The organism is Streptomyces sp. NPDC096205 (genome assembly GCF_044763135.1).
GTDB lineage: Bacteria > Actinomycetota > Actinomycetes > Streptomycetales > Streptomycetaceae > Streptomyces.
Genome location: NZ_JBIWFS010000010.1, coordinates 236,508 through 262,213 on the forward strand (window position 1 = coordinate 236,508; position 25,706 = coordinate 262,213).

Below are 25,706 nucleotides of genomic sequence, written 5' to 3' on the forward strand. Positions count from 1 at the left end.
CTGCCCGAACGGTCCCGGGCACGGCGGCTGGTGTGCGGGCCGCTGCTGTTGTCCGTTGTCCATCGCGAGCCGGCTGTCGGTGCCCTCGGGCTCAGGGGCCCGGCGGTGTCCGTCAGGAAGGGCGGCTTGGGTCCAGGTGCGGACTCAGATCCAGACGGGCACGTGGTCCTCGGAGGAGCGGGCGCCGAAGCCGCCGTGCGGCAAGATCTCGTCGATCGTGGCGAGGTCGGTCCCGGTCGGAGGGACGTCGACGGCGCCGGCGTTCTCCTCGATGCGCTGGACGCTGCGGGCGCCGGGGATCGGCGCGACGTGCTCACCCCGGCTGAGCAGCCAGGCCAGGGCCAGCTAGGAGACGGTGACGCCCCTTGGCCGCGGCCAGGTCGCCGAGCTTGCCCACAGCCTCGACGTGCTTCTCGAAGTTGTCGGGCTGCCGGCGGGGGTCGACGTTGCGCATGTCGGTGACGTCGTATTCGTCGGCGGACTTGGCAGGACGGGAGAACAGCGGGACAGCCCGATCGGCCCTCTCATCTGCATGGTGCCGGACCTCCTCCGGCACGCGTTCTCACGGGAATTGCTGTTTGTCGTCGGGCCGTAGCGCCTTCAGGCCCGCGCGAGCGTCGATCGAGGCCGCACCCGACGGAGCTGACCAGCACCGGGCGACCCGATCGCCGCAGAGACGGATGCCGCCGCCCGGAAGCGAACAGGCCACGCGTATGTCGCCCGGACCCGGCTCCCGCCCGTGCACCTGCCCTGGCCCCGCCCGTCGCGACCGGCTGCCGGCTTGCCCCGGTGTGCTAGACAGGAAACAACCAAAGGGGCATTTTGCAGCAGCTCACGCTCGGAATCATGTCGCAGACCCGCAAGGAGAACGAGCATCGTCTGCCCGTTCACCCCGCTCATTTCGACCGCATCGACGCCGGTCTCCGCGAGCGCATCTACCTCCAGGAAAACTACGGAGAGCATTTCGGCGTCCCGGACAGCCGGCTCGCCCCGCTCGTCGCGGGCTTCCGCACACGCGAGGAACTCATCGCCGACTGCGATGTCATCCTGCTGGCCAAACCACTCCCCGATGACCTGGCGGAACTGCGCGAGGGTCAGGTCCTGTGGGGCTGGCCGCACTGCGTCCAGGACGAGAGGCTCACCCAGACCGCCATCGACCGGCAGCTGACCCTGATCGCCTTCGAAGCGATGAACCACTGGACCCGCAGCGGCGCCTTCAACCTGCACGTCTTCCACAAGAACAACGAGCTGGCCGGATACTCCTCGGTCCTGCACGCCATGCAGCTGACCGGCGTGACAGGCGACTACGGGCGGCGGCAGCGTGCCGTCGTCATCGGCTTCGGCGCGACCGCCCGCGGCGCAGTGACCGCGCTCAGCGCCCTGGGCGTGCACGACGTCGACGTGCTCACCGCGCGTGGCGTCACCGCTGTCAGCTCCCCCATCCACTCCGCGCGGATCGTCCACTTCGACCACGACAAGGCCGACGACACCCTCGACCCGCGACGCAGTGTCGCCATCACCGAGGACGGCCCGCTGCCGCTGGCCGAGTTCCTCGCCGGGCACGACATCATCGTCAACTGCGTGCTGCAGGACACCGACGCGCCGCTGATGTTCCTGATAGACGAGGACCTGCCCAAGCTGGCCCCCGGCACCCTGGTCATCGACGTCTCCTGCGACGAGGGCATGGGCTTCGGCTGGGCCCGGCCCACCACCTTCACCGACCCGATGTTCACCGTCGGCGACCACGTCCGGTACTACGCGGTGGACCACAGCCCCTCATACCTGTGGAACTCCGCAACCTGGGAGAACAGCGAGGCCCTCCTGCCCTATCTGGACGTCGTGCTCCAGGGCCCCGACGGCTGGGACACCGACGACACGATCCGTCACGCCATCGAGATCCGCCGTGGCGTCGTCCAAAACCCCAAGGTGCTCGCCTTCCAGCACCGCACCGCAAAGTACCCGCACGCCCACAAGGAGACCCAGGCGGCGGCGCGGCCGTAGCGTCGGGGCGTCCGGTGTTCAGCCGTCCTGCGACCGTTGTCCCGAGCCGCCGCACGGCGGGCGCCCTGCGGAGGAGTTCGAATCCGGCCCGTCCGTAGAGCTCCGAGACACTGGGCGATCTTGTCCCGCTCGTCCGACGGAAATAGGGATGCCGGATCCGGGGCGCGCTTCCTGTGGCACCGAAGGGCTGGTCCGCCGGCTGTTGGGACGGGTCTGGTCGTTCATCATCCAGTGCCGCTTCCTGTCCGTCGTGCCGGATTCGCGGAGCGGTATCGCCCTGAGTCGTGCAGCCGGTCAACGTCCGGTGCCGGCCTGTGTCGACGCAATGCCGCTTGCGAACAGACGCGGTTGCGACACGGGCTCGCCCTGCTCCCGTTCGGCGAGAGCGCGTCGGCCGAGCCCGGCCCGCGTCGCCGGCCGCCGCGCCTGACGTCAACCGCTCACCCATGGAAGGCAGTTGGCAGGAGATCTCATGACCACCGCACGACAACCCCCGCATCCCTCCCATCCCCTCCTGCGCCTGCGCCTGGCACCGCGCGGCGGCATGCCACGCCCCATCGATGGAGCGTGGTGGCCTCGTTCGTACGACCTGCTCGCCGAACTGCCCCGGCTGCTCGCCGGGTTGCCGCGCGCGTGGGGCCATATCACCAGCGTCACGGTCAACGGGGCGACCTGGCCCGCGGTGCCCGGCCGGATACTCGTCTCCAACCAGGTCGTAAAGCTGCACAGGACCCTCAAGGCATCCGCCGCGCACACCATCGTCCTTCTCGCGCCCGGCCAGGGGCGCTGGGACCTGATGGTCGTGCCACCGAATACGACCGACGAGGCCGCGGAACCGCTCATGGCGGCCGGGGCGGAGGGTCAGGCGCGAGAAGCTGTGAAGAACCTCGATGTTGATCTCGTGGGTCCGGGCGGGGGTCACACGCGTGCGGCGAACGGTCCGGCGCGGACTGCGCTGCCCAGCGGACAGAGAGGCTGATGCTGTACGGAGTTGGCTGAACTGTGAATCGCCTCCTTCAATCGTGGGACCGGGTGGCACCCGGTCCCACAAGCACGTCACGGACGCGAATCCCGCGGGGCCGCACTCGGGGAGCAGATGCTCATTGTCAGCGCAGACTGGTGGGTGCCGGACGGGTCCCCTGGGAGCCGGTCCGGATCCGGACCGGCCGGGGCACCGGCTCCGGGGACTGCCGCAAGATCACGCCAACCGGAAGGACGTCCAAGACCGTCGGAATTCAGTAGAGCATCGTGGGATGCGACCGCCGTGGTCATTGCCTTGGCTCACCTGCGCCTGTCCGAGCTCGCGGCACAGATCATCTCCGGCGGCTTCGACAGCACGGTCATCCCGGTGCCGGTACCGGACTGGCACGACGGCCGCCTCGGCTGACCGGCGTCAAGTCTTCGGCGCTGCCCGGTCGGTACCGGTGTTGATGAGGATCTGTTCGGCTTGCGTGAGATTGTCGGCGCGGACGGCTTCGGCCATCGCGGTGCGTGCCGCCTCGGGCGTCGCGTGCGGCGGGATGACGAGGAGGGAGAAGTAGTCCTGATCGCCCCTGGTGACGAGGACGGTGTCGTCGCCGACCGGGAAGGAGTCGATATGGACGACGCGGTCGTCGACGAGCAGTCGCGTCGGCAGCGCGTCCCAGGCTCCGGCGTCCAGGCCGACGCGCGTGAGCGGCCCGAGGTACTCGGTCAGCGCGGAGATCAGGGCGGGAAGCTCGGCTGCGATGTCACGGGAGCACGGCCACCACGCCCCGTCGAGAACGCCCCGCCGGTCATGCGTGGTCTGTAGCCGTACGACAGCCGTCCCCGGCTTCACCGCCTGGTGGACGGCGTCCGGCAGGAGCCTGGTCACACGCGGGGAACCGGAGTCGGACATGACACTCACCTGTCCGCGAGAGATACGGAGTGACTTACTCGTTTCACGGTACTCCGCGGCCCGCAGCGGTCGGAAAGCTCGCTGGTCACACGGGCCGGAGTAGGGTGAAAGATCCAGTCCACGGATCCATGCCCATGCGGGAACAACGAGGTCGTCATGCAGCCCCAGGAAACTCCCCCCGACGGACACGCCGACGTGCGCATCGTCGCCGCCTCTCCCGAGGTCGCCCGCCGGGTAGCGGAAATTCTCCGTCACTGCTTCGCCACCACGGAACAGCGCAGCTATCCCGCGAACGCCGAGGGAGGGACCCGCCTCGAGCTCACTGTAGACACCACCAGCGCGGCAGAACCGGCGCGGTCCTGGCTGGAAACCAGCCGCTCCTCGGGCAAGGACGACCGCCGGATGTGAGGAGATCTCCGGGAGCGGTCCGTTCGGCCTCTTCGGGGAGTAGCGTGAACCCATCGGGAGCACTTCGCGCACCGGCTCCGATACCGGTGTCGTTCCTGGTGAGCAACGGCACCGGGCAACTGCTCACGCGCAGGGGTTCGGAGACGGGTTCGCACGATGTCCGCGATCACCGACCATCCCTCGCCGCGCGCCGTGCCCTTCAGAGCCCCGACCGCACGCCTCGCCCTCAAATCCGTGGGCCCCTCCCCGGGGCAGGTCGAGCTGGACGGCGCCTGGTGGCCCCCGCTCCCGTGACCTGAGCCACGAACTGCCCGCGCTGGTCGACGTACTGGACCCGCTGTGGGGGCGGATCACCCGTATCGCCGTCAACCCCCGTATCACCACAGACATCTGAGTCAGCCAGCAGCACTCACCTGACCGGGCTCGCCCTCCTGCTCAGCAGCGCGGTCGTCACATGGTCTTCAACGTGCTCGTGACGCACGTGTGACCACGTGAGGCCGGCATACAAAGCCCCTGAGCACGCAGCACGAGTTCGACAGCACTCTGTCGCGGGCGGCGGCACCGGGCCGATCAAGACGGTCGAGGTGGGGTCTGAGGTCAGCTCCGCTGCAGGGGTGTCGGCCGCGGATACCGATGCCACAGCGCGGGAGCCGCTGGAGGCGTACGGCACACAGCTGGGCACGATGAGGTCCGCCGGCTGACTCGCCGGGCGGGGAGCGCTCGCTCGGCGCGGGCGCGGAGACCGGGGCCCACAGGACCTTGCACGGAGGGGTCAGCAGCATCGGTAAAGCGAGCCGCTTGTCGCCCGTGGTTCCCGGCTCGCCTCCGCCCGAATCCATGGCGACCTCGACACCGCGCTCAGCAGCCTCCAGCGCGCCTGGCGATGTGTGAACCGGCGGCGCGACACGTGGACGTGACCCCGCGTCGACGTCGCCCCCGTGGGCCGCAGTGTGTGCCGTGTCACGCAGTGCAGGGCTGTCAAAGTTGCCCAGATCACAGCGAAATGCCCGTTTGGCACCCATGCTCGAAGCGGACGCAGGTGCGCTAAGTGGGGCATATCTCCTTCGATTTCGGCACACCATGCCGAAGTGCTCCATGTCCCAGCGTCCGTGATGTTCCACCTCGCTCGCCCGTAGAAAGGTGCTCAGCATGGCCGCTTACCTGTGCCCGCCTGCCGTGATACACGGCGAACACACCGTGAAAACCAACCAGATCGTGGCGGACGTTCGCGGTCGGCACCCGCATGCCGTGTGGGCGCCGCGGATTGACGGCATAGCAGCCAGTACGGGCATCGAGAACCGCGGGTGGATGCTGCCGCTCGAGAGTGCCGTCGCGCCCGGACACGGGAACGGCCTGCCGGCCGCCGGTATCGGGCCGGCCCGCGAGGCGCTGGCCGGCGACGGGTTCACCGAGCACGACATAGATCGTGTGATCGCCGCCCTGGAGGCGATACCCGCGCCTCAGACCGTCCAGGAACGCACCGCTCCGGCCTGGGCGGCCGTACAGGCCTACGGGGAGCGTGCGGCGCGTGGGGCCCTGCAGATCGCCGGGCTCGACGCGGCGGATGTGGACTGCTTGATCACCAGCCACTCCACCACGCCGGCGCTGCCGGGGCTGGATGTCGCCCTGGCCAACAGGCTTTCGCTCCGCAACGACGTGATGCTGCTGCCGGCCACGCAGTGGGCCTGCATCGCCGGGACCCGCTCCCTGGCCCTGGCGGCAGACCTCGTGGCCGCGGACCCCGACCGGGTGGTCCTGGTCGTGATCGCAGAGGCGCTGAGCACGACCTACCAGCCCGCGGACGACACTCTGGAGTCCTTGATCGTCCGACTGCTGTTCGCGGACACCGCGGTCGCAGCCGTGGTCACGGGCCGCCCGCGGCCCGAGTCGGTGCTGCGCCTGGACGCCGCCTGGAACCACACACTGCCCGGTACCCAGGACCTGCACCGCCTGGAGACACGGGCGGACGGCACCCACTTCGTCATGGACCGGCGCGGGCCGCGCGCGGTGCAGGAGACGGTCACCGCCATGTGGGGGTGGCTGCACGCCCGTTACCAGCACGACCCCAACTCCTGGCACCCCGACGTTCTGCTCGCGCACCCCGGCGGGACGCGCGTGCTGGAGTACATGGAGCAGACGATGCCCGAGGCCTGGCCGTCGGGACTGCTGGACTACAGCCGGGACAGTTACACCAGTGGCAACCGAGGAGGCGCCGCCGTGTTCGACATCCTGCGCAGGGCGCACGACGCCGGGCAGAAGCCGGGCAGTCGTGCCGTCCTGTACGCGGCGGCCCCGGGCCTCACGGCCACCGCGTTGGAAGGCGAATGGGTGTAGGGCGCCCTTCGTGCCAGAGGGGTCGCCCGTGCCGCCGGTTGCGCCACCGGACTAGCATCTGCCGCGCGCCCCGGACATGGCCGCGTCACGTCGCGACCGACGCCCAGACCACCTTGCCGGTGTCGGTCCACCGCACCCCCCACCGGGTGGTGAGTCCATGCACGACGTGCAAGCCACGACCACCGTCTGCGAGGAGCCCCTTGCGGCCCAGCCGCGGCCTGCCGTTGCCGGTGTCGCCCACCTCGCACAACAGCCCCTGGCCGGACCTGATCAGCCGTACCGTGAGGGGCCCCTCGGCGAAGCGGACCGCGTTGGCGACCAGTTCGCTCACCACGAGCAGGACGCTGTCCCGGGTGGCATCCCTGGCGTCCCATTGCCTCAGCAGCGCGGACACCAGCGTCCGGGCCCGGGCTGCCGCGTCACTGCGGGCGGGCAGGCGCCAGGTCGCGGTGTCCTCCTTGCGGTAGCCGATCATGCGCGCGAGCAGCAGGGTCACGTCGTCGCGCTGCGGCACGGGCGCCAGTGTGGACACCACGCGCCGCGCGGCGTGCGGCAGGGCGTCCCAGGGGTGAATCGTGGACACGGCGTCCGCCAGCCTGCCGATGCCCTCGTCGATCGCCAGGGCGGGATCCTCCACCAGGCCGTCCGTGTAGAGGGCGAGCAGCGATCCGGGGGGTGCGTCGAACGCGTGCACGTCGAACGGCTCCCGCAGCGCGAATTCGGCGCCCAGCCCCGGGTGGGGCCGTACTGCCACGGGGCCACCGGGCCTGCCGGGGGGCACCAGGAGCGGGGGAAGATGGCCGGCGCTGGACAGCGTCACCTGGTGACTGACCGGGTCGTAGACAGCGATGCAGCAGGTCGACCCAAGGGCGCTGTAGCCGGCCGCCAGCCCGGAATCCGCGTCGTCCAGCAGTGACACGGTCTCGTCCAGGTGCTCCAGCACCTCGTCGGGCGCCAGCCCCGCGGATACCAGGGCACGGGCCTCCATGCTCAGCTGTCCCATGGTCGCCGCGGCTCCGAGGCCGTGCCCGACGACGTCACCGATCACCAGCGCAGTACGGCCGTCGGGCAGCGGAAAGCTGTTCACCCAGTCACCGCCGACGCCCGCGCTGTCAGGGGCGGCGGGCTGGTAGATGCTGGCGGTTTCGATGGTGTCGCCGCCGGAGCGTGGCAGGAGGCGGCGCTGGAGTGCCAGCACCTGGGTGTGCTCGCGCTGGTGCTGGCGGGCCAGGTCCACGTGATGAGCGGTCCTGCCCACCAGTTCCTGCAGGTCGAGCAGCTCGCTGTCGTCGAAGGGGCGGCCCTCCCGCCGCCAGACCTCCGCCACGCCCAGGACGACGGGCGGCGCGCCGTCCAGAACCAGCGGTATGCAGGCCACGCCGGCTGCCTGGTCACCGGGCACCAGGGCCCGTACCAGCCGCGCACTGCCCAGGGCCCGCTCGATCGCCGCCCGGTCGGGTATGACGATGGGCTGCGCGGCATCGTGGCGCTGTATCGCCTGCGCCAGCAGGCGGCTCGCGTCGCTGGGAAGATCATCGCCCGGGGTCACGTAGCCGTCGGGCCACGCCCGGTCCGGCACCAGGGCTGCCCGCCGCAGCCGGATGCGCCCTTGCTGCTGCCCGGTGACCGCCTCGCCCGTCCACACGGCGAAGTCGAGGTCGATCGCAGCCACGTCTCCCCAGGCCAGCAGAGAATCCGCAAGCGACTGTGCGGTCTCGCCTATGTCCAACGAGGTGCCGATGGCGGTCTCCGCGGCGTACAGGTGCAGCCTCTTGGCCATCGCGATCAGCGAGACGGTCAGGCCCTCACCATGTGCCGCGGCCAGGATGCTCATGGAAACCACCAGTTCCGACCCGTCGCTGCGCCGCAGTCGCTGGACTCGGGCGACGTGCGGCTCACCGGTCTCCAGGACCTGCCGCAACCGGCGGGTGACCGTCGGTACGTCCCAGGGCGGCAGAAGCTCGACGAAAGGGCTGCCGGTCACCGCCTCCACCCCCGCGAAAACGGGAGGGTCCAGATTGCAGCGGGTGATGCGCAGATCCCGGTCCAGGTTGACCGCGCCGAGGATCTGCTCCTGACGGCCGGGGGTCGGATCGGCTTGTTCGCGTGGGCGGGCTGCGGCATCCCCCTGCTGGTCGGCAGAACCGGCGGCCTCTGCCGCAGGGCCGCGCGGGATGTACCGCCCCAAAGCGCTGCTGACCATGTTGAACGGCGACGCAGGCGACGGGGACGGAGTGGGGTCGGAGTCCATGCGACTCTCTCAGCTCGCTCGCCAACCCCGGCACAGCACCGGAGTCGTACCAGAACCCGGACGACAGGGCCCCGAGATCCCTGACCGCACAGCTCATTCAATAACACCCGGCTCTGTTTCGCCTACGCCGACGGATCGCACAGTGACCACGCATGCCGATGACGGCTACGTTCGGTGACAAGGAGAGCCCGGCAGCGCTACGGCCGCGACGCCGGCAGCGCCGACCGGGCCCACGAACGAGGCCCGACTGCACCTTCGGGGTCGGCTGCTGCGACACCGCCGGTGGACGGGGACCCGACGGTCACCCCGGGGTAATTTAGGGTAGATCACGGAGTTTGCCCCTACCGGAGGTGCAATGATGCGCGCCGCGGCAGCGATCGTCTCTCTGGCCGTCGGCGGGGCGCTCCTGGTCACTGCCTGCGACAAGGGCGGGTCGGAGTCGTCGGACGCCCGCTACGGCGACTGTCAGGTCTCTGGACATCACGGGGAGTTCCACCTCTCCCCCGTGACGGCGGGCGCCCTCACGGTGAGGACGACCCTGCCGGCGCCCGGCTGGTGGAACGGCGACACCCCGGCGTCGGTGAAGAGCGGTTACGAGTACTGCATGGCCGCCAACATCGCCTACCGGTCCGGACTCGACCGGGTGAAGGTGGAGAACGCTCCCTTCCCGGACGTCGTGTCCGGCCGGGCGACGAACTTCGACCTGGCCCTGGCGCAGATCACGATCACCCCGGAACGGAGCAAGGTCGCCGAGTTCTCCCCGCCCTACCTCTTCTCGACCCTGGGAGTGTTGATCAGGGCTGGTGAGAAGATCGGCCAGGACGACATCCGTGACGTCCGTATCGGAGTGGCCGAAGGCACTACGGGCGAGGAGTTCGTCGACGACCGGCTGAAGCCCACCAAGCCTGTCACCGCCTACGCCAACGATCCCGAGATGATCTCCGCGCTGGAGCAGGGGCGAATCGACGCGGTCGTGCATGACACGACCATTCTGCTGGCGTCTCCCCAGAAACGGACGGGCAGCGTGCGCGTCGTGGGCCAGTACAGGACCGACCAGGGCTACGGCGCCCTGTACCCCGAAGGGTCGCCCGACAAGGACGTGCTGGACCGGATCATCAGGCAGCTGATCGACGACGGGACGCTGGCGAAACTGTCGGCCGTCTATCTCGGGTCCGCCTTCGGCCAGGACCCGGCGACGATCCCGTACTTCACGGTCGAGGACGCCTCCTGACCGTTGCCCGTGCGGCCGTCCTCGCGCGGGCGGCGGAAGGATCGCGCTGCCGCCTCACAGGTCGGCCATCGGGAACCCGCTGAGGCTCCCGGCGGCTCCGGCGTCGAGCGCCTGCTCAGCCCAGATGATCTTGCCGCGGTCGGTGTACCGGGTCCCCCAGCGACGGGACAGCTGCGCGACGAGGAACAGGCCACGGCCCCCCTCGTCGGTGAGCGTCGCACGACGCAGGTGCGGGGAGGTGCTGGTGCCGTCACCGACTTCGCAGATCAGGCTGTCGTGGTCGCGCAGCAGTCGCAGAGCGATGGGGCTCGCTCCGTACCGGATGGCGTTGGTCACCAGTTCGCTGACGATCAGCTCAGTGGTGAAGACGGCCTCGCCGAGCCCCCAGGCTTCCAGTCGGCGGGTGGCCTCGGCGCGGATGCGGGGGACGGCCGCGGGGTCGTCGGGCACCTCCCACTCCGCGACCTGCTCCGGGTCGAGCAGCCGGGTGCGCGCGACGAGCAGCGCGACGTCGTCGTGCGATCCGGCGGCCAGCATCGCGTCGAGCACCGCACCGCAGGTGTCGTCCAGGGTGGCGCCGTCCGTGCGCGCGAGCGCCTCCTTCAGCATGCCGAGACCGACGTCGATGTCACGGCCCCGGGCCTCGACGAGGCCGTCGGTGTAGAGGACGAGCCGGCTGCCGGCGGGCAGCAGGAGCTCGGCCGTCTCGACCGGCAGACCTCCTCCGACGCCCAGCGGCGGGGCGACGGGGATGTCGGGGAAGGTCACGGAGCCGTCGGGCGACACCAGGGCCGGCCCGGGATGACCCGCCCGGGCGAGAACGCACCGCCCGGAGACCGGATCGTAGACCGCGTACAGACAGGTGGCACCGGTGACGGCCTCGGTGTTGCCCTGGGCTGCCGCGTCCTGGTCGATCCGGGTGATCAGGTCGTCCAGGTGCAGCAGAAGATCGTCCGGAGGCAGGTCGAGGGCGGCGAAGTTGTGCACCGCGGTCCGCAGGCGGCCCATCGTCGCGGCTGCGTGCAGGCCGTGTCCGACGACGTCGCCGACCACGAGGGCCACGCGGGCCCCCGGCAGCGGAATGACGTCGTACCAGTCGCCGCCGACCCCCGCCTGGGCGGGAAGGTACCGGTGCCCGACCTCCAGGGCGGACAGCTCGGGGAGTGAGCCGGGCAGCAGACTGCGCTGGAGGGTGACGGCCGTGGTGTGCTCCCGGGTGTAGCGGCGCGCGTTGTCGATGCACACGGCCGCGCGAGTGGCGAGCTCCTCCGCGGGGGAGAGGTCGTCCGACTCGAAGGGGTCCTGCTGCGAACGCCAGAACTCCACGACCCCGAGTACCTGCCCTCGGGCCTGGAGCGCCACGGAGATCATGGAGTGGATGCCGTAGTCGACGACCTTCCGGGTCCGCTCCGGGTCCTGCCCTCGCCATCCGTCGGCCAGGGCGAGCTGCGGCACCAGGACGGGCCGGCCGGTGGTCAGAGCGATGGTCACGGGATTGTCGGGTACGTAACGCATCAGCGTTCCGACGGAGTGAAGGGGAGCATCGTCGCGGATGCCGGCGGCCGCGATGCGGCGCATCTCCCTGCTCACCTCCGTCGGCTCCTCACCGAGCAGCACGGGCTCCACCAACTCGACGGTGGCGAAGTCGGCGAAGCGCTCCACCGCCACCTCGGTCAACTCCTCGGCGGTGCGTTTCATGTCGAGCGTCGTGCCGATCCGCGTGCCGGCCTCGTAGAGCAGTTGCAGGCGCCCTCGCGCCACGTCTGCCCGGCCCGCGAGGGCGCGCAGCTCCGTGGTGTCCCGCAAAGTGGCGACGCTGCCCTCCTTCGGGCCCACCGGCCGTACGTTGACCGCGAGCAGGGTGTCCCCGGCCAGGAAGACCTTGTCCGTCGCGGCCCGGCCCGACCCCAGCAGTCCTGCCAGGGCCGGGCTCAGTCCGAGTGCGGTGACCGGCTTGCCCTCGGCGTCCGGCGGCAGGGCGAGCAGCCGACGCGCCTCGTCGTTGACCAGGAGCAGGCTTCCGACGCCGTCCAGGATGATCACGCCTTCACGCACCGCATGCAGCACCGCGTCGTGATGCTCGTACATGCGGGTCATCTCCACCGGGCCCAGGCCCCGGGTCTGGCGCCGCAGGCGCCCGCTGACCAGTGCCGATCCCCCCGCGGCCAGCAGGAGCGCGGCACCGCCGGAGGCGAAGATCACCGGCAGCTGGTGCTGGACGACGCTGGTCACCTTGTCCACTGTGACTCCCACGGTGACGAGGCCGACCGCGGTCCCCTTGTCGTCGAAGACGGCCACCGTCGAGTCGACCGCCTTGCCCAGACTGCTGTCGAACGTGGTCTGGTGGGGCTCGCCCTCGAGCGCCTTGTCGTAGGAGGGGGAGACGTGCTTCCCGATCTGGTCCGGGTCCGGGTGGGTCCACCGGAAGCCGTAGGGGCTGAGGGCCACGACGTAGTCGACACCGGTCTTCCTGCGCACCGCCTCGGCATGCGGCTGGAGTGCCGCCGTCGGGTTGTCGCTCTGCATCGCTTCCGCCGTGCCCGGGGCGTTCGCGAAGGATTCGGCCGCCACCAGCGACCGGTCCCCCGCCTCCTGGATCGCGCGGTTGCGGTCCTGGATCACGAGCACCACCACGGCCGTGGCGATGAGCAGCAGGAGGACCACCAGCTGCAACAGGAAGACCTGTCCGGCGACGCTGCGCGGCTTCAGCAACGACGGCACTCGCCGTCCGGCCGAACGGGTAGGGCTCTGCGGGCCGGCTTCCGGCGGCACTCGCTCGCCCCGACTGTCCGCTGGGGCATATTGCCGAGAGTTGCCCATTTCCTCAGTATCAGTGAGCGACCCCGCGGGCGCGGCTCAGGACGGGCTCGCGGGGCCGGCGGCGCCGTCACTCTCGCACCGGATGGAGGGAGGCGTCCGTTCACGTCCCGGCGTCAGGGACGGGACTGCGGAGGACTGCCGTACGGTCCGACACCCGCAGGCACTCCTCGACGAACGCGAGCGCCCTGAGGTGGTACGTGCGCGCGGCCCAGCCGAGGCTGATGTTGTGGCCGGCGCCGGGCAGGCGGTCCACGACCACGCGCGGCGCACCGGCCAGCCTGCCGACGACTTCGGCGACGTCCTCGTCCCCGTGGCGCCACCACGCCTCGTGCTCTGCGAAGGTCAGCCGGACGGGCACCCGGACCCTCGGCAGCACCTGGGTGGACAGCCTCTCCCAGCCGCCGACCGAGTCGGCCTCGCGTTGCGGCATCGGCGCCACGACCTCCGCGCCGGCCTGGAAGGTGCCGGAGGGATACAGGCCCAGTGGTCCCCAGTTGAGCCGTCGTAGGCCTGCGCCCTGCCGCACCTGCTCCCGCGGCACAGCGAGCCGGGTGCCGCACCCGGAGACGTCCAGTCCCAGCAGCCCCTCCGGTGCCTGCTCGGCCGCGAGCAGGAAGGCGAGCTTGCCGCCGAAGGAGTGACCGAGCAGCAGCACGCCCCCGCCCACGGCGCCCTCGCAGGCCAACTGCCGTACGGCGGCAGCGACATCGGCCGCCTGTTCGGCGAGCGGACGGCCGTGGGGCAGCTGGGCGGCGGACTCGCCGTAGCCGGGGCGGTCAAGAGCGACGACCCGGTAGCCGAGGTGCGCGCCGAGCGTCAGCAGGGACAGGTCCGGGTGGGCCTGGCCGTCGAAGTAGCCCGCGCTCATGCCGCCACCGTGCAGGGCGACGACGAGGGCGCGCGGCGGGCTGTGCGACGGCTCGCTCTGGAGCCCTGACAGGGTGACGGTCCCTGCCGGGACCGTGATGCGGCGCACGCCCGGCGCGACCGGGCCGGCCGCCTGCGTGCCGAGCGTGCGGGCCGGGCCAACGATGGCCTCGGCCATCAGGCCTTTGTCTACGGTCACGGCTCTCCACTCCTCGTACGGTGCGGCGGATCTTGCGGCCAGCATCCTTGGGGCGGGACGGCCGTTCAAGCACCCGCCGTCGCAGGTGGGTGGTTGCGCATCGTCCAGGCGTGGTCCCGTCCGTCGTGGGCGTCGGAGACGTTCCCGACCGCATGGCAGGAGCGGGCACGGCTGCATGACGACGAGGGGGCTCCGCGCCCGTGGCTGCTGCGCATCGCCACCACCACGCGGAGAATGTCCGGAGACGCCTGCGCCGCCGCCTGGCGTTCCCGGCACGGCAACGGCTGCCGCCCGTCGTCGAGGACTTCGTCCCCGCGGTCGCCGGGTGCATCGCCGACGCCCGCCGCCCGGCAGTCGTGCAGGGCGCTCGGGACCGGTCGCGGCAGCCCGAGCGGGAAGTGCTGAGCCTGTGCGTCTGGTCGGGCCTGGACTACCAGCATGACGTGCCGCCCTCGAACGTCAGCGCGAGGGTCAGTGCGTGAGCCGCCTGGCCGCGGCGGCACAGCCGCACTTCGAGCCGGACCCCCAGGTTGCGCCGGGCGGCGCGGACGGCGGCGCCCTCCACCGCGTGCCGGCCGAAGCAGCAGCGCACGGCGCTGGGCAGGGCTTCGCTCTCATAGCGTCCCGCCTTCAGCGCGGCGCGCACCACTCACCCGCTGCGGTCCACGGGCGGGAGCGGGCGTGCGATGCCCGAGGACCGGGGCACCGGAGCGCCAAGGCCGGGAAGCATCCGATGCCGGTCACCTCGGCAACGTCAGAACCAGGGGTTTCCTCGACAGCTACCAGGTGGGGGTCACGTCGGACCCGAAGCCGCCGCCGGCCGGGCGTTTCTCGAAGTGGAGATGAGGGCCGGTGGAGTTCCCGGTCGAGCCGATGTTGCGCTGCCCGGCCGCGTACGACCCTCGGTCCGCTTCCGTCCACTCGGGTCCCGGACCCGACCGGTACTTTCCGCACCCCTCCGCCACCAGGCGTTCGCCCATCGAGGCGATCAGCTGGCTGCGCTGTCCCTTGTGGCGGTGCCAGGGAAGGCATGTCCTTTTTCCTTCGGTAAGAGGCCGGATCACTCACGATCGGGTCGGCCTGCGGCTACGGCAGCGTCGGCGCGACCGAGCGGGCGAGCGGGCCGACGAAGTCCATGATCTCGGCGGGCACTCGGCAGCTGGTGCCGAGCAGGTCACCCACCAGTCGCCGTGGTCGGACAGCAGCGTTCCGAGCTGATCCCACTCCGGGAATGTGGGGTCCCGTCACCTGAGCGAGGTCACCCAGGACGGTCATGTAGCCGCCGACCGCACAGCGGCGACGCAGTGCGCGGGCCCGGCTGCCCGCTCACTCCCCCGGCCCGTGCCGGACCAGGGCTGCCCGGACGAGGCAGCGGGTAGCCAGGTGCGCGACCGATCGCTCGGCCTGCGCGAACTTCCACGCTCGAACGGTCCTACCGACGGTCCCTGCGTCCAGCCGTGGATGTATGCCGCAGAGGTGTGCGGCCGGTCGGGAGGGAAGCAGCCGGTTCACAAGGCGGCGCCTGGAGCCGCCCTCGTCATGCGGGCGGGAACCGTCCGCTCGGGACCCGGGTCACGCGGTGGACGCCGGCCGGTCCGCTCCGTACCGGAGGCCGTCGAGGAGCAGGTCGAGAAGGCGGCCGGCCCGTTCGCGCTGGTCGGGGGCGCTGGTGATCAGTGCGACGCCGGCCAGGCTGAAGCCGACGTCGAAGGGGTCGATGTCCGGGCGCAGGAGACCGGCCCCTGCGCCTGCCCGCAGCAGGGTGGTGAGCGTCGAGCCGAGCCTGTCGAGGGTTTCGGCGAAGGGGTCCGCCCCGGTTGCGACGGCGGCGCGCAGCGCGTCCGCCATGCCCTGCTTGGCAGCCAGGTAGTCGATGAAGTCGTCCATCCACAGGCGGAGCGCCCGGTCGGGCGCGTTGTCGGCGAGCAGCTTGGCGGCGCTGTCGCAGACACGGGCCAGCTCATTGCGGTAGGCCGCCTCGACCAGCGCCTCGCGGGTGGGGAAATGGCGGTAGAGCGTGGCCGAGCCGACGCCCGCGGCCTTCGCGATCGTGTCGATCGGCACGTCCGCGCCCTTCTCGGAGAAGGCACGCACGGCTGCTTCGAGGATGCGTTCCCGGTTGCGACGGGCATCGGCCCGCAGCACGCTCGGCTTGGTGGTCAAAGCTGCTCCCTTCATCGTGGCACCAGTCTAACTGGACAACCGGGGAGTCCCCCGTTTACCGTCGTCGACAACCGGGGGACTCCCCGGTTACGGGTGTCGGCCCGTTGCACCCCAGGCAAGGAAGACCCCCATGACCTCCCCCAAGACAGTTCTGATCACCGGTACGTCCTCCGGCATCGGTCTGGCCGCCGCCGTCGGCGCCGCCCGGGCGGGCTGGGCGACCATCGCCACCATGCGCGACACCGGCAAGGCCGAGGCCCTGCACAGGGTGGCCGCCGAGGCAGGTGTCGCGGACCGGATCCAGGTCAAGCGCCTGGATGTGACGGACCCCGCGGGCGTCACCGCCTGTCTGGACGAAGTCGTCACCGAGCACGGTCGCCTGGATGCACTGGTCAACAACGCGGGCGCCGCCCAGGTCGGCACCATCGAGCAGAGCAGCGTCGACGACGTCCGCGCGGCCATGGAGGTCAACTTCTTCGGAGTGGTGGCGGTGACCCGGGCCGCTCTGCCGCACCTGCGTGCGTCGAAGGGCCGGGTGATCACCGTCACCAGCGTCGGCGGTGCCGTCGGACAGCCCTTCAACGAGGCGTACTGCGCGGCCAAGTTCGCCGTGGAGGGCTTCATGCAGTCCCTCACGCCGGTCGCCGCCACCGTCGGCGTCGACGTCACGGTGGTCGAGCCGGGCGCGGTGGCCAGCGAGTTCGTCGCCAACCTCGGCCTGGACGTCCCGGCCCTGCTCGCCGCCGCCGGACCCTACGCCCCGGCGCTCGAGGCCTACATCACCCGCACCCAGCAGTCGTTCGGCAACGCCCAGACTCCCGACGAGGCAGCCGCGCCGATCGTCGACGCCCTGACCGCCGCCCGCCCGCCGTTCCGTGTCCAGACCTCGCAGTGGGCCCGCGACTTCGTCGCCACCACGCTCGCCGACCTCGACGGCTCCGCCGTCCGGACCCTCACCGACACCTGGGTGCGCTGACCGCCCCGCGTTCCGCAGGGCCCAGCAGCGCCCCCACTCCCGATCGGCCCGTGACACCTCGCAGTACACCTCGCACCAGCAAGGAAGATCACCATGGAACTCCGCACCCTCGGCAGCCAGGGCCTGACCGTCTCCGCCGAAGGACTCGGCTGCATGGGCATGAGCGCCTTCTACGGCAGCACCGACGAGGCCGAGTCCCTCGCCACCATCGACCGCGCCCTCGAACTGGGCGTGACGCTGCTGGACACCGCCGAGAGCTACGGCCCGTTCCTCAACGAGCAGCTCCTCGGCAAGGCCCTCACCGGCCGCCGCGAGCAGGCCGTCGTCGCCACCAAGACCGGCATCGAGTTCACCGACGACGGCACCCTCGTCGGCCACAACGGGCGCCCCGAGTACATCCGTCGTTCCCTGGACCGCTCCCTGCGCCACCTGGGCACCGACCACGTCGACCTCTACTACCTGCACCGGGTCGACCCGCAGGTGCCCATCGAGGAGACCGTCGGCGCCATGGCCGAACTGGTGGCCGCCGGCAAGGTCCGCTACATCGGCCTGTCCGAGGTCGCCCCGCACACCATTCGCCGCGCCCACTCCGTCCATCCGATCACGGCCGTCCAGACCGAGTACTCGCTCTTCGAGCGGGGCATCGAGGACGACGGGGTCCTGGCGACGCTCAACGAGCTAGGGATCGGCCTGGTCGCCTACTCGCCACTCGGACGCGGCTTCCTGTCCGGCGCGATCACCAGCCCGGACGACTTCGCCGCCGACGACTTCCGCCGCACCGACCCGCGCTTCCAGGGCGAGAACTTCGCCCGCAATCTGGCCGTGGTGGACGAGGTCCGCCGTATCGCCGCCGCCAAGGAGGTCACACCTTCCCAGCTGGCGCTCGCCTGGGTGCTGCACCAGGGCGCGGTCGCCATCCCCGGCACCAAGCGCCGCCGCTACCTGGAGGAGAACGTCGCCGCCACCGCCGTGACGATCACCGATGAAGACCTGACCGCCATCGAAACCGTCGCCCCGCGTGGCGTCGTCTCCGGCGACCGCTACGCCCCCGAGATGATGCGGAACCTGAACGGCTGACCCCCGGGGGGCGGGGCGCGTCGGGGTGTGTCGGGAAAGGGACCGCGGACGGCCCGGTCGGCCTGACCTGGCCTGGCTGGGGGTTCGCGGGGAAGGCCTCCGGCGACGGTGTCGACGTCTGCCCAGCACTCGGCCGCAGCGGCTGAACTCCTCGGTCAGCCAGAGCCGATTACGAAGCGGAAGTCGCGCAACGACACGGCCGCGGCAGGCCTGCGGCCGGCGAGGTAGGCCAGGGGTCCGCCGGGCCGAACGCACAGGCGCAGCCGACTCGTCGATGGGCGGCCGGCCACGCGCAGCGGAACCTGGCAGACCGCGCCGTCGGCTCGGGGTTGGAGCAGGTGGGATCGAAAGGGCACTCGCAGGGGAAAGCCCAGCAACTCCTGGCATACGACTGAGGCGTCCGGCTGCCCCCTAGTCGGCCCGTCGAGCGTCATCGTCGCGCGCAGTCCCCCAGGGCGGTGCCGTGTGGGGGCGAGCGGGTGGAAGGCCAAGGCGGCCGGCTGTTTCGGAATGGCCCACAGCTGACGCCCCCGGCCCAGCAGGCCGGACCCCCACAAGCCCTACCTGGAGCAACAGTTCGCCGAAGGATGTCGTCTTTGCGCCCTGACCGATGCTCACCTCCCGTGACAGCATCGTCACCATGGGAAGCAGACGGCACACTCCTGCCGGCGCACCACCGCTCACCGTGGGAGTGGAGGAGGAATTCCTGCTGGTCGATCCGGTGTCCCGGCAGGTGAGCGCGGAGGCGGGCAAGGTCGTGCTCGACGCAGCGTCCGAACTGGGGGTCCTGGTCACCCGGGAGATGACGCGTCACCAGGTGGAGACCCGCACCGACCCGCACATCGGCATGGCCGGGCTCGCCGAGCAGATCCGCTCCACGCGGGTCGCCGTCGCCCGGGCCGCCGCCGGACAGGGCCTGCGTATCGTCTCCAGCGGAACGCCCGTTCTCGGCCACCCCGTCCCGACGGCGTTCACGCCCGACCCCCGCTACACCAGGAGCGCCGCTCTGTTCGGCGCCCTGGACGACGAACAGGTCGTCTGCGCCTGCCACATCCACGTGGGCGTGCCCGACCGCGCCACGGCACTGCGGATCAGCAACCATCTGCGCCCCTGGGTCCCGGCACTCATCGCCCTCGCGGCCAACTCGCCGTTCTGGGCGGGCCGGGACACCGGCCACGCCAGTTGGCGCACCACGGTGTGGGGGCGGTGGCCGGTCGCCGGGCCCCCTCCCTACTTCGAGTCGGAGTCCCACTTCGAGGACCTGGTCGGCCGACTGGCCGCCACCGACAGCATCATGGACCGCGGCGGCCTCTACTGGGACATCCGGCCCTCCCACCACGTGCCCACGCTGGAGTTCCGGGCCGCCGACGCCTGCCCCACCGTCGGCGACACCGTTCTGCTCGCCGCCGTCGCGAGGGCCATGGTCGCCACCGCCTTGCAGGCAGTTCACGCGGGGGAAGCCCCGTTCCGGCCACAGCCTGAGATGCTGCGCGCCGCCTGCTGGCGAGCGGCGCGGGACGGCCTGGCCGGCGACGCCGTCGACCTGGCCGACGGCCGGCTGCGGCCCGCCGCCCAAGAGGTCGAGCGACTGCTGCACCGGCTGCACCCTGCGCTTCGACGCCATGGCGACGCCGACCTCGTGCGCGCGGGCTGGGCACGCCTGGGTGCCGAAGGCAGCGGCGCCGACCGTCAGCGCGCCGCCCACCGTCGCCGTGGACGGCTCACCGACGTCGTCGACCACTTGATCTCCACCACCGTCCCGGCCGACGACGTGGACGCACGGCGCTGACCGGGCCCGAGCCGCCCGTCCTGTCCCGCGGTCTTGTCCACCGCCCCTGCGGGTGTCATCGCCGGTGGTGGTCAGTCGCCGACGTGGATGCCGGGGCGTCGGTCGGGGTCGGGCTCGTGACGGCGGATGATCTCCCGGGTGACGGGTGCGGTGTCACCGCGGCCGAGCAGGAAGTAGCGGAGCATGTGCTTCAGGGGGCTGCCTTCGGCCCAGGCGAAGTAGCAGTGCGGCCGTAGGCCCGTGGTGTCGCGCAGGACCAGCAGGATCGCCGCGATGGCGTTGGGGGCGGCCGGCGCCTCGGCGCGCAGGATGCGGTAACCGTCGACCTCGACACCTCGCACGGTGAGGGTCTCGCTGAAGTCGGAGGGGTCGACGACGTCGATCTCCAGGAAGAGCACGTCCGCGGGGGCAGGCACCGGGTTGGACCCGCGTTGCTCCCGCTCCTTGCCGCTGTACTCCGCTCGGTCGCCCGTCTGGCGGCGGTTGGCGATGATGTTGATGGCGTTGTCGTGCGCGAGGGTGTCGGTGATGAACCGGCGGGCCTCGGAGTCGAAGACGATGCGGTCGGCACGCAGTTCGGTGGTGCGGGACACCCGGGAGATCAACGACACGATGACGATGCCGAGGATGAACGCGCCGGAGATGGCGATGCCGTCGGGCTTGTCGACGATGTTGTAGGCCAGGGCGTAGAACAGGACGGCGGTGAGCAGTCCGAACCCGACCGCGCTCGTACGACGGCCGGTGCGGGCGACGGAGAGGGTGACGGCGAAGGCGCCGGACACCATCATGGCCAGGATGCCGGTGGCGTAGGCCCCCGCCTGTGCCTCGACGTCGGCGTCGAAGACGAAGGTGATCAGGACCGAGACTGCGGTGTAGACGATCACCACGGGCCGGACGGCGCGCCCCCATTCCGGGGCCATGCCGTAGTCGGGCAGGTAGCGCGGCACGATGTTGATCAGGCCGGCCATGGCGGAGGCGCCGGCGAACCAGAGGATGAGGATGGTGCTGATGTCGTAGACCGTGCCGAAGGCTTCACCGACGTGTTCGTGCGCCAGCCAGGCCAGCGCACGGCCGTTGGCCGCTCCCCCGGGCTCGAACTCGCGCTCCGGGATCAGGACGGTGGTGACGAAGCTGGCGGCGAGCAGGTAGACGCTCATGATGAGCGCCGCCGTGGTCAGCAGCCTGCGGGTGTTGCGGATGCGCGAGCGAAGGCGCTGTTCGTCGTCGTCGCCCTGGGCGGCCACGAGCGGCATCATGCTGACCCCGGTCTCGAAGCCCGACAGGCCCAGCACCAGCAACGGGAAGGCCAGGAGCGCGGGTCCCAGCAGATCCCCTGCTCCGGTGCCTCCGTCGACCAGCGCGTCGGTCCAGGACGACCACGCGCCCGGGGTGGTGAACACATGGGCGAGGCCGACGCCGATGATGACCGCGTTGAGGACGAGGAAGACCGCGACCAGAGGAATGGCGATACCGACCGCTTCGCTGAACCCGAGCAGGAACACCCCGCCCAGCACCAGCAGCAACGCCACGGTGAGGGCGACCTCGTGGCCATGCAGGGCGGTGGGAAAGAACGGGTTCTCCACCACGTGCACAGAGGCGTCCGCCGTGGACAGGGTGATCGTCACGATCCACGACGTGACCACGAAACCGAGCAGGACCAGGACGAAGAGCTTTCCCCACCAGAACGGCAGCAGGTCCTCCAGCATCGCCACCGACCCCGCCCCGTGCGGGCTCTCCCGCGCGACGCGCCGGTACATCGGCAGCATCCCGAGCAGCGTCAGCGCCACGATCAGGAGCGTGGCCAGCGGCGAGACCGCACCTGCCGCGAGTGCCGCGATCGCCGGTACATAGGCCAGGCTGGAGAAGTAGTCGACGCCGGTCAGGCACATCACCTTCCACCAAGCCTGGGGCTCGGTGTGTCCCTCGCCGGCCGCGGGGCCGACCGGCTGTACCCGGTGACGCAGCATCCACCGTGCCACCTTGCCGGTCGGCTGTGCCCGCAGAGCCGGACTCGGTGCCTCCTCCGGCACAGCCATCCCGTCGCTGTCTGGCATGTCCCCCATCAGCCCTTTCCCTTTGGTGCGTACCTGTGCGTATGAGCGTGTGCCCGTCAATGGCAACGATCACCGAGTATGAGGCCTGGCGCCCATGGTGGTTGCCACCGGTGGGGGTGCCTTCAGCAGCCGGGGAGGACAGCGCAGCCGAGGAGAGCCCCTGTGGAGCCCGCCGCCGGGCTGCGGCGGGGAACGCTTGAGGACGCCTTCTTCAGAACCGTCCCGGATGCGGCGAAGCAGCCTCTAGCCTCAACTCCTCCAGAACATGCACGAGTTCGGGGGAAGCGGCTGAACACGATGAGCTCCTGGCAGCCGTATGGGCGCGCCTGCACCGTGCCCACGGCAGCGGGGACCTCTCGGTACTGCTGGAACCGGCCGCGGGGGCCGAGGCTGAGCACCTCATCCACCCGGCTCGCGGGCGACCCGGGCGAGGCGGTGCGGGGCCGGCCGCCAGGCAGTACGAGCTCTGGACGCTTCGCCACTCCTACCCAGCGTGGTGGTGAACGGTCACTGCCACCGCTGCGCGAACCCGACCGGGCTGCCGGTGGCTCGGTGCGCACCCGCCACAAGCTGTAAGACCACGGCACACACCGACGCACGGGGTCCAGCGACTCCTGCATGCCGGCCACAATGCAGGCGAAACCGGTGCCCCGCGAACCGGCGCACCGCGTCATTCCGAGGGAATGCGAAACTCGAATTCGGGACGGTCCCACGGCACGGCGGGCGGGTTCGCGAGCACGGTCCCTGTCCGCACTGCGCCGACGCGGTGGTAGAAGTCCTCGGCAGGCAGATGCGACACCACCCTCACACGGTCGAGCCCGGCGGCACGGGCCTCGGACAGCATGTGCGCGACGAGCAGTCGTCCAATACCCCGCCCTTGCGCTTCGTCGGCGACGAACAGCAGGTCGAGCTCCGGTGGGGCGAGGACGAGCGAGTAGAACCCGAGGACCCGGTCTCCATGCTCGTCGGCGCCGACGGCCACGAAAACGCGGTGGGCCTCGATGTAGTCAGGACCGACCCGGTAGCCCGCGACTGCGGCTGCGTACTTCCCCTCGTAGGCGCCCGAGCCACGCACGAGCCGCGTGAGCCGTTTGGCATCCCGCGCAACGGCCCTCCGTATCGTGATCGGCTGGCTGACCGGGGAAGTACGTCGTCCCATGGGGAGAGTATGTCGCACCGGGGAGTGCCTTCGTGCACCAGGCCGGCTGCACGGGGAGGCGTTCCTGCAGCGCTCCCGGGAGCCGCTCGCCCAAAGCCCCGATCGACCAAGCCACTGTCCGATCCGAAGCGGATTGCACCTTCGCGGACGTCGTCTGGGTGCGTCATCTCTCCCCGTCCGCGACGACTTCGAGCCGTGCCGGCACCTGCTTTCGCGACCGCTCCGGCAACCTCTTGCCCGAACGGCCATGGAGTCCGACGGCGGCCCGATAGCTGCCCATGTCGGTAACGGCCAGCGATCGGCTCTCTGTCAGCCGCGCAATTACATCTGCGCTGTGCTCGGACTCGACGAGTCCCGCACGCACACGCTCGCCTGGCGGAGGAGTCACGGCGACGAGGTACACCAGCGTGACGCGCTCACAGCTCCTCGAAGAGCGTCAGTGGCACTTCCTGCCCCACCCCGATCTCGGCCCAGATCGTCTTGCCCTGGGGGGTGTAGCGCGTGCCCCACATGCTGGTCAACTGGGCCACGAGGAAAAGCCCCCGTCCTCCTTCGTCCTCGCTGCCGGCTCGGCGCAGATGCGGAGAGGTGTGGCCTGCGTCCGACACCTCGCAGATCAGCGTCCGGTCGACGGCACGCAGCAGGCGCAGGGAGACCGGGGGGCGGCCGTATCGGATCGCGTTGGTGACGAGCTCGCTCATGGCCAGTTCCGTGACGAACGCCGCGTCGTCCAGCCCCCACTCCTCCAGCTTGCCTCGTACGAGTGCACGGCATCCGGCCACCTCGGCCGGGTCGGAGGCGACATGCCAGAGCGCCATGCTTTCCTCGGGGAAGGCGTGGAGGCGCACCAACAGGAGTGCGGCGTCGTCGTCGGTCGATTCCTGGGTACGCAGAGAGACGACCTCGTCGCACGCTTTCTGCAGCAACCCGGCCGAGGCGTCCAATGCACGGCACAGGGCCGCCAGCCCCTCGTCGACGTCCCGGCTGCGTGCCTTGACGATTCCGTCGGTGAACAGGGCGAGCACAGTGTCCTCGGCGAATTCGAACTCCACGCTCTCGTACGGCAGCCCACCGATGCCCAACGGAAGGCCTGTCGGCAGATCGAGCACTTCAGCCGCCCGGAGCTCTGCCCCACCGCCGACGGCGACCGGCGGCAGGTGCCCCGCACTGGCCATGACGCACGTACAGGAGGTGGGGTCGTACACGGCGTACAGACACGTCGTCCCCAGCGCCCTGTCCGTCGCCTCGTCACCGGGCATGGGGTGCGTTCCGATCCGCGCCTGGGCCACCAAGTCGTCGAGCCGGGTCAGGAGTTCGTCCGGCGGCAGGTCCAGGGCGGCCAGTGCCCGCACGCTCGTGCGCAACCGTCCCATGGTGGCCGCGGCGTCCACTCCGTGTCCCACCACGTCGCCGACCACGAGCCCGACGCGGGCGCCCGACAGCGGAATCACGTCGTACCAGTCGCCCCCTGCTCCGAGAGGGCCCGTGGCGGGGACATAGCGGTGCGCGAGCTCGATTCCGCTCGGTTGCGGGAGCGCTCGCGGGAGGAGGTCGCGCTGCAGTTTCAGCGCCGCGGTGTGCTCACGGACGTAGCGGCGGGCGTTGTCCACGCATACCGCTGTGCGCGACGCCAGTTCCTCCGCGAGGGCGCGGTCCTCCTCGGTGAAGGGCATCCGCGGCGACTGCCGCACGAGGGTGACCGTACCGAGCGTCGTGCCGCCGCGGAGCAGCGGCAGCGACAGCAGGCGTTGGTCCGCGGTCATCGGCCGACCGCCGATGACACCCAGCAGCTGGTCGCCCGGCACGACGGACGGGTCACTCGCGGTGCGCTCCGCCACGAGTCGCAGCCGCGCCGATGCGGCGGAAGCCGGCGGCGAGGCCTCTTCTCCGGCCAGGACCGACTCGGCGACCTCGATCCGTACGGAGTCGGCGAACTCCGGAACCACGAGCCCCGCGAGTTCGCCCGCCGTTCGCCTGACGTCGAGCGTGGTGCCGATCCCGCTGGCCCGTCCGAGGAGGGCCAGGCGAGTCTGCGCTTCGTAGCGGTCGGTGACATCGATGGCCGCCTCACAGACGCCCAGGGGGCGGCCCGTGTCGTCCTGCAGACGGAAGTACGAGCACGAGTACACCTGGTGGTGCTCGGAGGTGGCGGGAGTGGGCCCGCGCCAATGGACGTCGAGTACAGCTTCGCCGGTGTGCAAAACCCGCTCCAGCACCTCCTGCATGTCATGAAAGCCCGGAGGGGAGAGGATGGTGCCGTGCGGGTAGAGCGAGCTGTCGGGCTGTCCCAGCCATTCACCGTCGTGCCAGCCCATGCTGTCTCGCACGAGATCGTTGGCCCATACGAGGCGGGTGTCAGGGCCGTAGACGCTCAGACCCACGGGAGCCTGTGTGAAGAGCCCGGCCAGCATCGACTGGTCGGTCATCCACTGCCGATAGCGGTCGCCGGCCACCGCCATCACGACCCAGGCGGGCCTTCCCTCGTCCTGCTGCACCGG

The 25,706-nt window shown here is 70.7% G+C and carries 22 protein-coding genes and 1 pseudogene; 11 read left to right on the forward strand and 12 right to left on the reverse strand.

All coding sequences use genetic code 11. The features are described from left to right. Positions 1-144: 144 nt before the first annotated feature. Both ACIQ6Y_RS33040 and ACIQ6Y_RS33045 read right to left on the reverse strand, forming a co-directional pair. Positions 145-345, reverse strand: a complete 201-nt coding sequence (locus ACIQ6Y_RS33040; protein ID WP_404045117.1) for an aldo/keto reductase — start codon at positions 343-345, stop codon at positions 145-147. Next, positions 314-556 carry a hypothetical protein gene (locus ACIQ6Y_RS33045; protein WP_404044646.1) on the reverse strand — a complete coding sequence of 81 codons (243 nt, stop codon included), beginning with the start codon at positions 554-556 and terminating at the stop codon, positions 314-316. Before ACIQ6Y_RS33045 ends, ACIQ6Y_RS33040 begins: the two co-directional genes overlap by 32 nt. Positions 557-822: 266 nt before the next feature. On the opposite strand from ACIQ6Y_RS33045, the gene ACIQ6Y_RS33050 reads away from it, so the two are divergent. Both ACIQ6Y_RS33050 and ACIQ6Y_RS33055 read left to right on the forward strand, forming a co-directional pair. Beyond that, on the forward strand, positions 823-2,001 hold the full coding sequence (locus tag ACIQ6Y_RS33050; protein WP_404044648.1) for a N(5)-(carboxyethyl)ornithine synthase: 1,179 nt from the start codon (positions 823-825) through the stop codon (positions 1,999-2,001). A 472-nt stretch (positions 2,002-2,473) separates the two neighbouring features. After that, entirely contained in the window at positions 2,474-2,980 is a 507-nt protein-coding gene (locus ACIQ6Y_RS33055) for a DUF5994 family protein (protein ID WP_404044651.1), read from the forward strand. Between the two features lie 414 nt (positions 2,981-3,394). Here the strand turns inward: ACIQ6Y_RS33055 and ACIQ6Y_RS33060 are convergent, their stop codons facing one another. Beyond that, entirely contained in the window at positions 3,395-3,880 is a 486-nt protein-coding gene (locus ACIQ6Y_RS33060; RefSeq protein ID WP_404044654.1) for a DUF5994 family protein, read from the reverse strand. Between the two features lie 156 nt (positions 3,881-4,036). Between ACIQ6Y_RS33060 and ACIQ6Y_RS33065 the strand changes: the two genes are divergently transcribed. The 4 genes from ACIQ6Y_RS33065 to ACIQ6Y_RS33080 all read left to right on the forward strand — a co-directional run bounded on the left by ACIQ6Y_RS33065 (position 4,037) and on the right by ACIQ6Y_RS33080 (position 6,622). Then, the gene (locus ACIQ6Y_RS33065; protein WP_404044657.1) at positions 4,037-4,288 is read left to right on the forward strand and encodes a hypothetical protein; all 252 of its coding nucleotides are present in this window, start codon (positions 4,037-4,039) and stop codon (positions 4,286-4,288) included. A 156-nt stretch (positions 4,289-4,444) separates the two neighbouring features. Beyond that, the gene (locus ACIQ6Y_RS33070) at positions 4,445-4,582 is read left to right on the forward strand and encodes a hypothetical protein (protein ID WP_404044659.1); all 138 of its coding nucleotides are present in this window, start codon (positions 4,445-4,447) and stop codon (positions 4,580-4,582) included. 22 nt (positions 4,583-4,604) lie between these two features. Further along, positions 4,605-4,682: a hypothetical protein gene (locus tag ACIQ6Y_RS33075; RefSeq protein ID WP_404045119.1), complete on the forward strand. Its 78-nt coding sequence runs from the start codon at positions 4,605-4,607 to the stop codon at positions 4,680-4,682. A gap of 755 nt (positions 4,683-5,437) precedes the next feature. Beyond that, complete coding sequence (locus ACIQ6Y_RS33080; RefSeq protein ID WP_404044662.1) at positions 5,438-6,622, forward strand: type III polyketide synthase; 1,185 nt, start codon at positions 5,438-5,440, stop codon at positions 6,620-6,622. 85 nt (positions 6,623-6,707) lie between these two features. On the opposite strand, the gene ACIQ6Y_RS33085 is transcribed toward ACIQ6Y_RS33080, so the two are convergent. After that, on the reverse strand, positions 6,708-8,873 hold the full coding sequence (locus ACIQ6Y_RS33085) for a SpoIIE family protein phosphatase (RefSeq protein WP_404044665.1): 2,166 nt from the start codon (positions 8,871-8,873) through the stop codon (positions 6,708-6,710). Positions 8,874-9,231: 358 nt separating this feature from the next. Here ACIQ6Y_RS33085 and ACIQ6Y_RS33090 point away from each other — a divergent pair, with 358 nt between their 5' ends. Beyond that, positions 9,232-10,104, forward strand: a complete 873-nt coding sequence (locus tag ACIQ6Y_RS33090) for an ABC transporter substrate-binding protein (protein WP_404044667.1) — start codon at positions 9,232-9,234, stop codon at positions 10,102-10,104. Between the two features lie 54 nt (positions 10,105-10,158). Here the strand turns inward: ACIQ6Y_RS33090 and ACIQ6Y_RS33095 are convergent, their stop codons facing one another. Next, complete coding sequence (locus ACIQ6Y_RS33095; RefSeq protein WP_404044670.1) at positions 10,159-12,924, reverse strand: SpoIIE family protein phosphatase; 2,766 nt, start codon at positions 12,922-12,924, stop codon at positions 10,159-10,161. A gap of 100 nt (positions 12,925-13,024) precedes the next feature. Then, positions 13,025-13,900, reverse strand: a complete 876-nt coding sequence (locus tag ACIQ6Y_RS33100) for an alpha/beta hydrolase (protein WP_404045122.1) — start codon at positions 13,898-13,900, stop codon at positions 13,025-13,027. A 290-nt stretch (positions 13,901-14,190) separates the two neighbouring features. Here ACIQ6Y_RS33100 and ACIQ6Y_RS33105 point away from each other — a divergent pair, with 290 nt between their 5' ends. Continuing rightward, positions 14,191-14,472, forward strand: coding sequence for a hypothetical protein (locus ACIQ6Y_RS33105; RefSeq protein WP_404044673.1), 282 nt, complete (start codon positions 14,191-14,193; stop codon positions 14,470-14,472). A gap of 297 nt (positions 14,473-14,769) precedes the next feature. On the opposite strand, the gene ACIQ6Y_RS33110 is transcribed toward ACIQ6Y_RS33105, so the two are convergent. From ACIQ6Y_RS33110 to ACIQ6Y_RS33120, 3 genes and pseudogenes are all read right to left on the reverse strand, one after another. Further along, positions 14,770-15,054: a peptidoglycan-binding protein gene (locus tag ACIQ6Y_RS33110; protein WP_404044675.1), complete on the reverse strand. Its 285-nt coding sequence runs from the start codon at positions 15,052-15,054 to the stop codon at positions 14,770-14,772. Positions 15,055-15,079: 25 nt separating this feature from the next. Then, positions 15,080-15,307: pseudogene (locus ACIQ6Y_RS33115) on the reverse strand (AAA family ATPase); the annotation flags it as partial. Positions 15,308-15,562: 255 nt separating this feature from the next. Further along, on the reverse strand, positions 15,563-16,153 hold the full coding sequence (locus tag ACIQ6Y_RS33120; protein WP_404044678.1) for a TetR/AcrR family transcriptional regulator: 591 nt from the start codon (positions 16,151-16,153) through the stop codon (positions 15,563-15,565). 130 nt (positions 16,154-16,283) lie between these two features. Here ACIQ6Y_RS33120 and ACIQ6Y_RS33125 point away from each other — a divergent pair, with 130 nt between their 5' ends. From ACIQ6Y_RS33125 to ACIQ6Y_RS33135, 3 genes are all read left to right on the forward strand, one after another. Next, positions 16,284-17,129 carry an SDR family NAD(P)-dependent oxidoreductase gene (locus ACIQ6Y_RS33125; protein ID WP_404044680.1) on the forward strand — a complete coding sequence of 282 codons (846 nt, stop codon included), beginning with the start codon at positions 16,284-16,286 and terminating at the stop codon, positions 17,127-17,129. Positions 17,130-17,222: 93 nt separating this feature from the next. Continuing rightward, on the forward strand, positions 17,223-18,206 hold the full coding sequence (locus tag ACIQ6Y_RS33130) for an aldo/keto reductase (protein WP_404044683.1): 984 nt from the start codon (positions 17,223-17,225) through the stop codon (positions 18,204-18,206). Between the two features lie 640 nt (positions 18,207-18,846). Further along, a complete protein-coding gene (locus ACIQ6Y_RS33135) occupies positions 18,847-19,995 on the forward strand; it encodes a glutamate--cysteine ligase (protein ID WP_404044686.1) in 1,149 nt (382 codons plus the stop codon). Between the two features lie 71 nt (positions 19,996-20,066). Here the strand turns inward: ACIQ6Y_RS33135 and ACIQ6Y_RS33140 are convergent, their stop codons facing one another. The 3 genes from ACIQ6Y_RS33140 to ACIQ6Y_RS33150 all read right to left on the reverse strand — a co-directional run bounded on the left by ACIQ6Y_RS33140 (position 20,067) and on the right by ACIQ6Y_RS33150 (position 25,703). Further along, positions 20,067-22,031 carry an amino acid transporter gene (locus ACIQ6Y_RS33140; protein ID WP_404045124.1) on the reverse strand — a complete coding sequence of 655 codons (1,965 nt, stop codon included), beginning with the start codon at positions 22,029-22,031 and terminating at the stop codon, positions 20,067-20,069. 688 nt (positions 22,032-22,719) lie between these two features. Further along, positions 22,720-23,208 carry a GNAT family N-acetyltransferase gene (locus ACIQ6Y_RS33145; RefSeq protein ID WP_404044689.1) on the reverse strand — a complete coding sequence of 163 codons (489 nt, stop codon included), beginning with the start codon at positions 23,206-23,208 and terminating at the stop codon, positions 22,720-22,722. Between the two features lie 416 nt (positions 23,209-23,624). After that, positions 23,625-25,703 (reverse strand): SpoIIE family protein phosphatase, encoded by a 2,079-nt coding sequence (locus tag ACIQ6Y_RS33150; RefSeq protein ID WP_404044691.1) that lies wholly within the window; start codon positions 25,701-25,703, stop codon positions 23,625-23,627. Between the last annotated feature and the right edge of the window lie 3 nt (positions 25,704-25,706).

Excerpts from the sequence above, each read along its gene's own strand:
- ACIQ6Y_RS33060 (WP_404044654.1), bottom strand. The coding sequence starts at position 3,880 with ATGTCCGACTCCGGTTCCCCGCGTGTGACCAGGCTCCTGCCGGACGCC.
- ACIQ6Y_RS33070 (WP_404044659.1), top strand. The coding sequence starts at position 4,445 with ATGTCCGCGATCACCGACCATCCCTCGCCGCGCGCCGTGCCCTTCAGA.
- ACIQ6Y_RS33085 (WP_404044665.1), bottom strand. The coding sequence starts at position 8,873 with ATGGACTCCGACCCCACTCCGTCCCCGTCGCCTGCGTCGCCGTTCAAC.
- ACIQ6Y_RS33130 (WP_404044683.1), top strand. The coding sequence starts at position 17,223 with ATGGAACTCCGCACCCTCGGCAGCCAGGGCCTGACCGTCTCCGCCGAA.
- ACIQ6Y_RS33145 (WP_404044689.1), bottom strand. The coding sequence starts at position 23,208 with ATGGGACGACGTACTTCCCCGGTCAGCCAGCCGATCACGATACGGAGG.
- ACIQ6Y_RS33140 (WP_404045124.1), bottom strand. The coding sequence starts at position 22,031 with ATGGCTGTGCCGGAGGAGGCACCGAGTCCGGCTCTGCGGGCACAGCCG.
- ACIQ6Y_RS33090 (WP_404044667.1), top strand. The coding sequence starts at position 9,232 with ATGCGCGCCGCGGCAGCGATCGTCTCTCTGGCCGTCGGCGGGGCGCTC.
- ACIQ6Y_RS33135 (WP_404044686.1), top strand. The coding sequence starts at position 18,847 with ATGGGAAGCAGACGGCACACTCCTGCCGGCGCACCACCGCTCACCGTG.
- ACIQ6Y_RS33125 (WP_404044680.1), top strand. The coding sequence starts at position 16,284 with ATGACCTCCCCCAAGACAGTTCTGATCACCGGTACGTCCTCCGGCATC.
- ACIQ6Y_RS33065 (WP_404044657.1), top strand. The coding sequence starts at position 4,037 with ATGCAGCCCCAGGAAACTCCCCCCGACGGACACGCCGACGTGCGCATC.
- ACIQ6Y_RS33095 (WP_404044670.1), bottom strand. The coding sequence starts at position 12,924 with ATGGGCAACTCTCGGCAATATGCCCCAGCGGACAGTCGGGGCGAGCGA.
- ACIQ6Y_RS33055 (WP_404044651.1), top strand. The coding sequence starts at position 2,474 with ATGACCACCGCACGACAACCCCCGCATCCCTCCCATCCCCTCCTGCGC.
- ACIQ6Y_RS33080 (WP_404044662.1), top strand. The coding sequence starts at position 5,438 with ATGGCCGCTTACCTGTGCCCGCCTGCCGTGATACACGGCGAACACACC.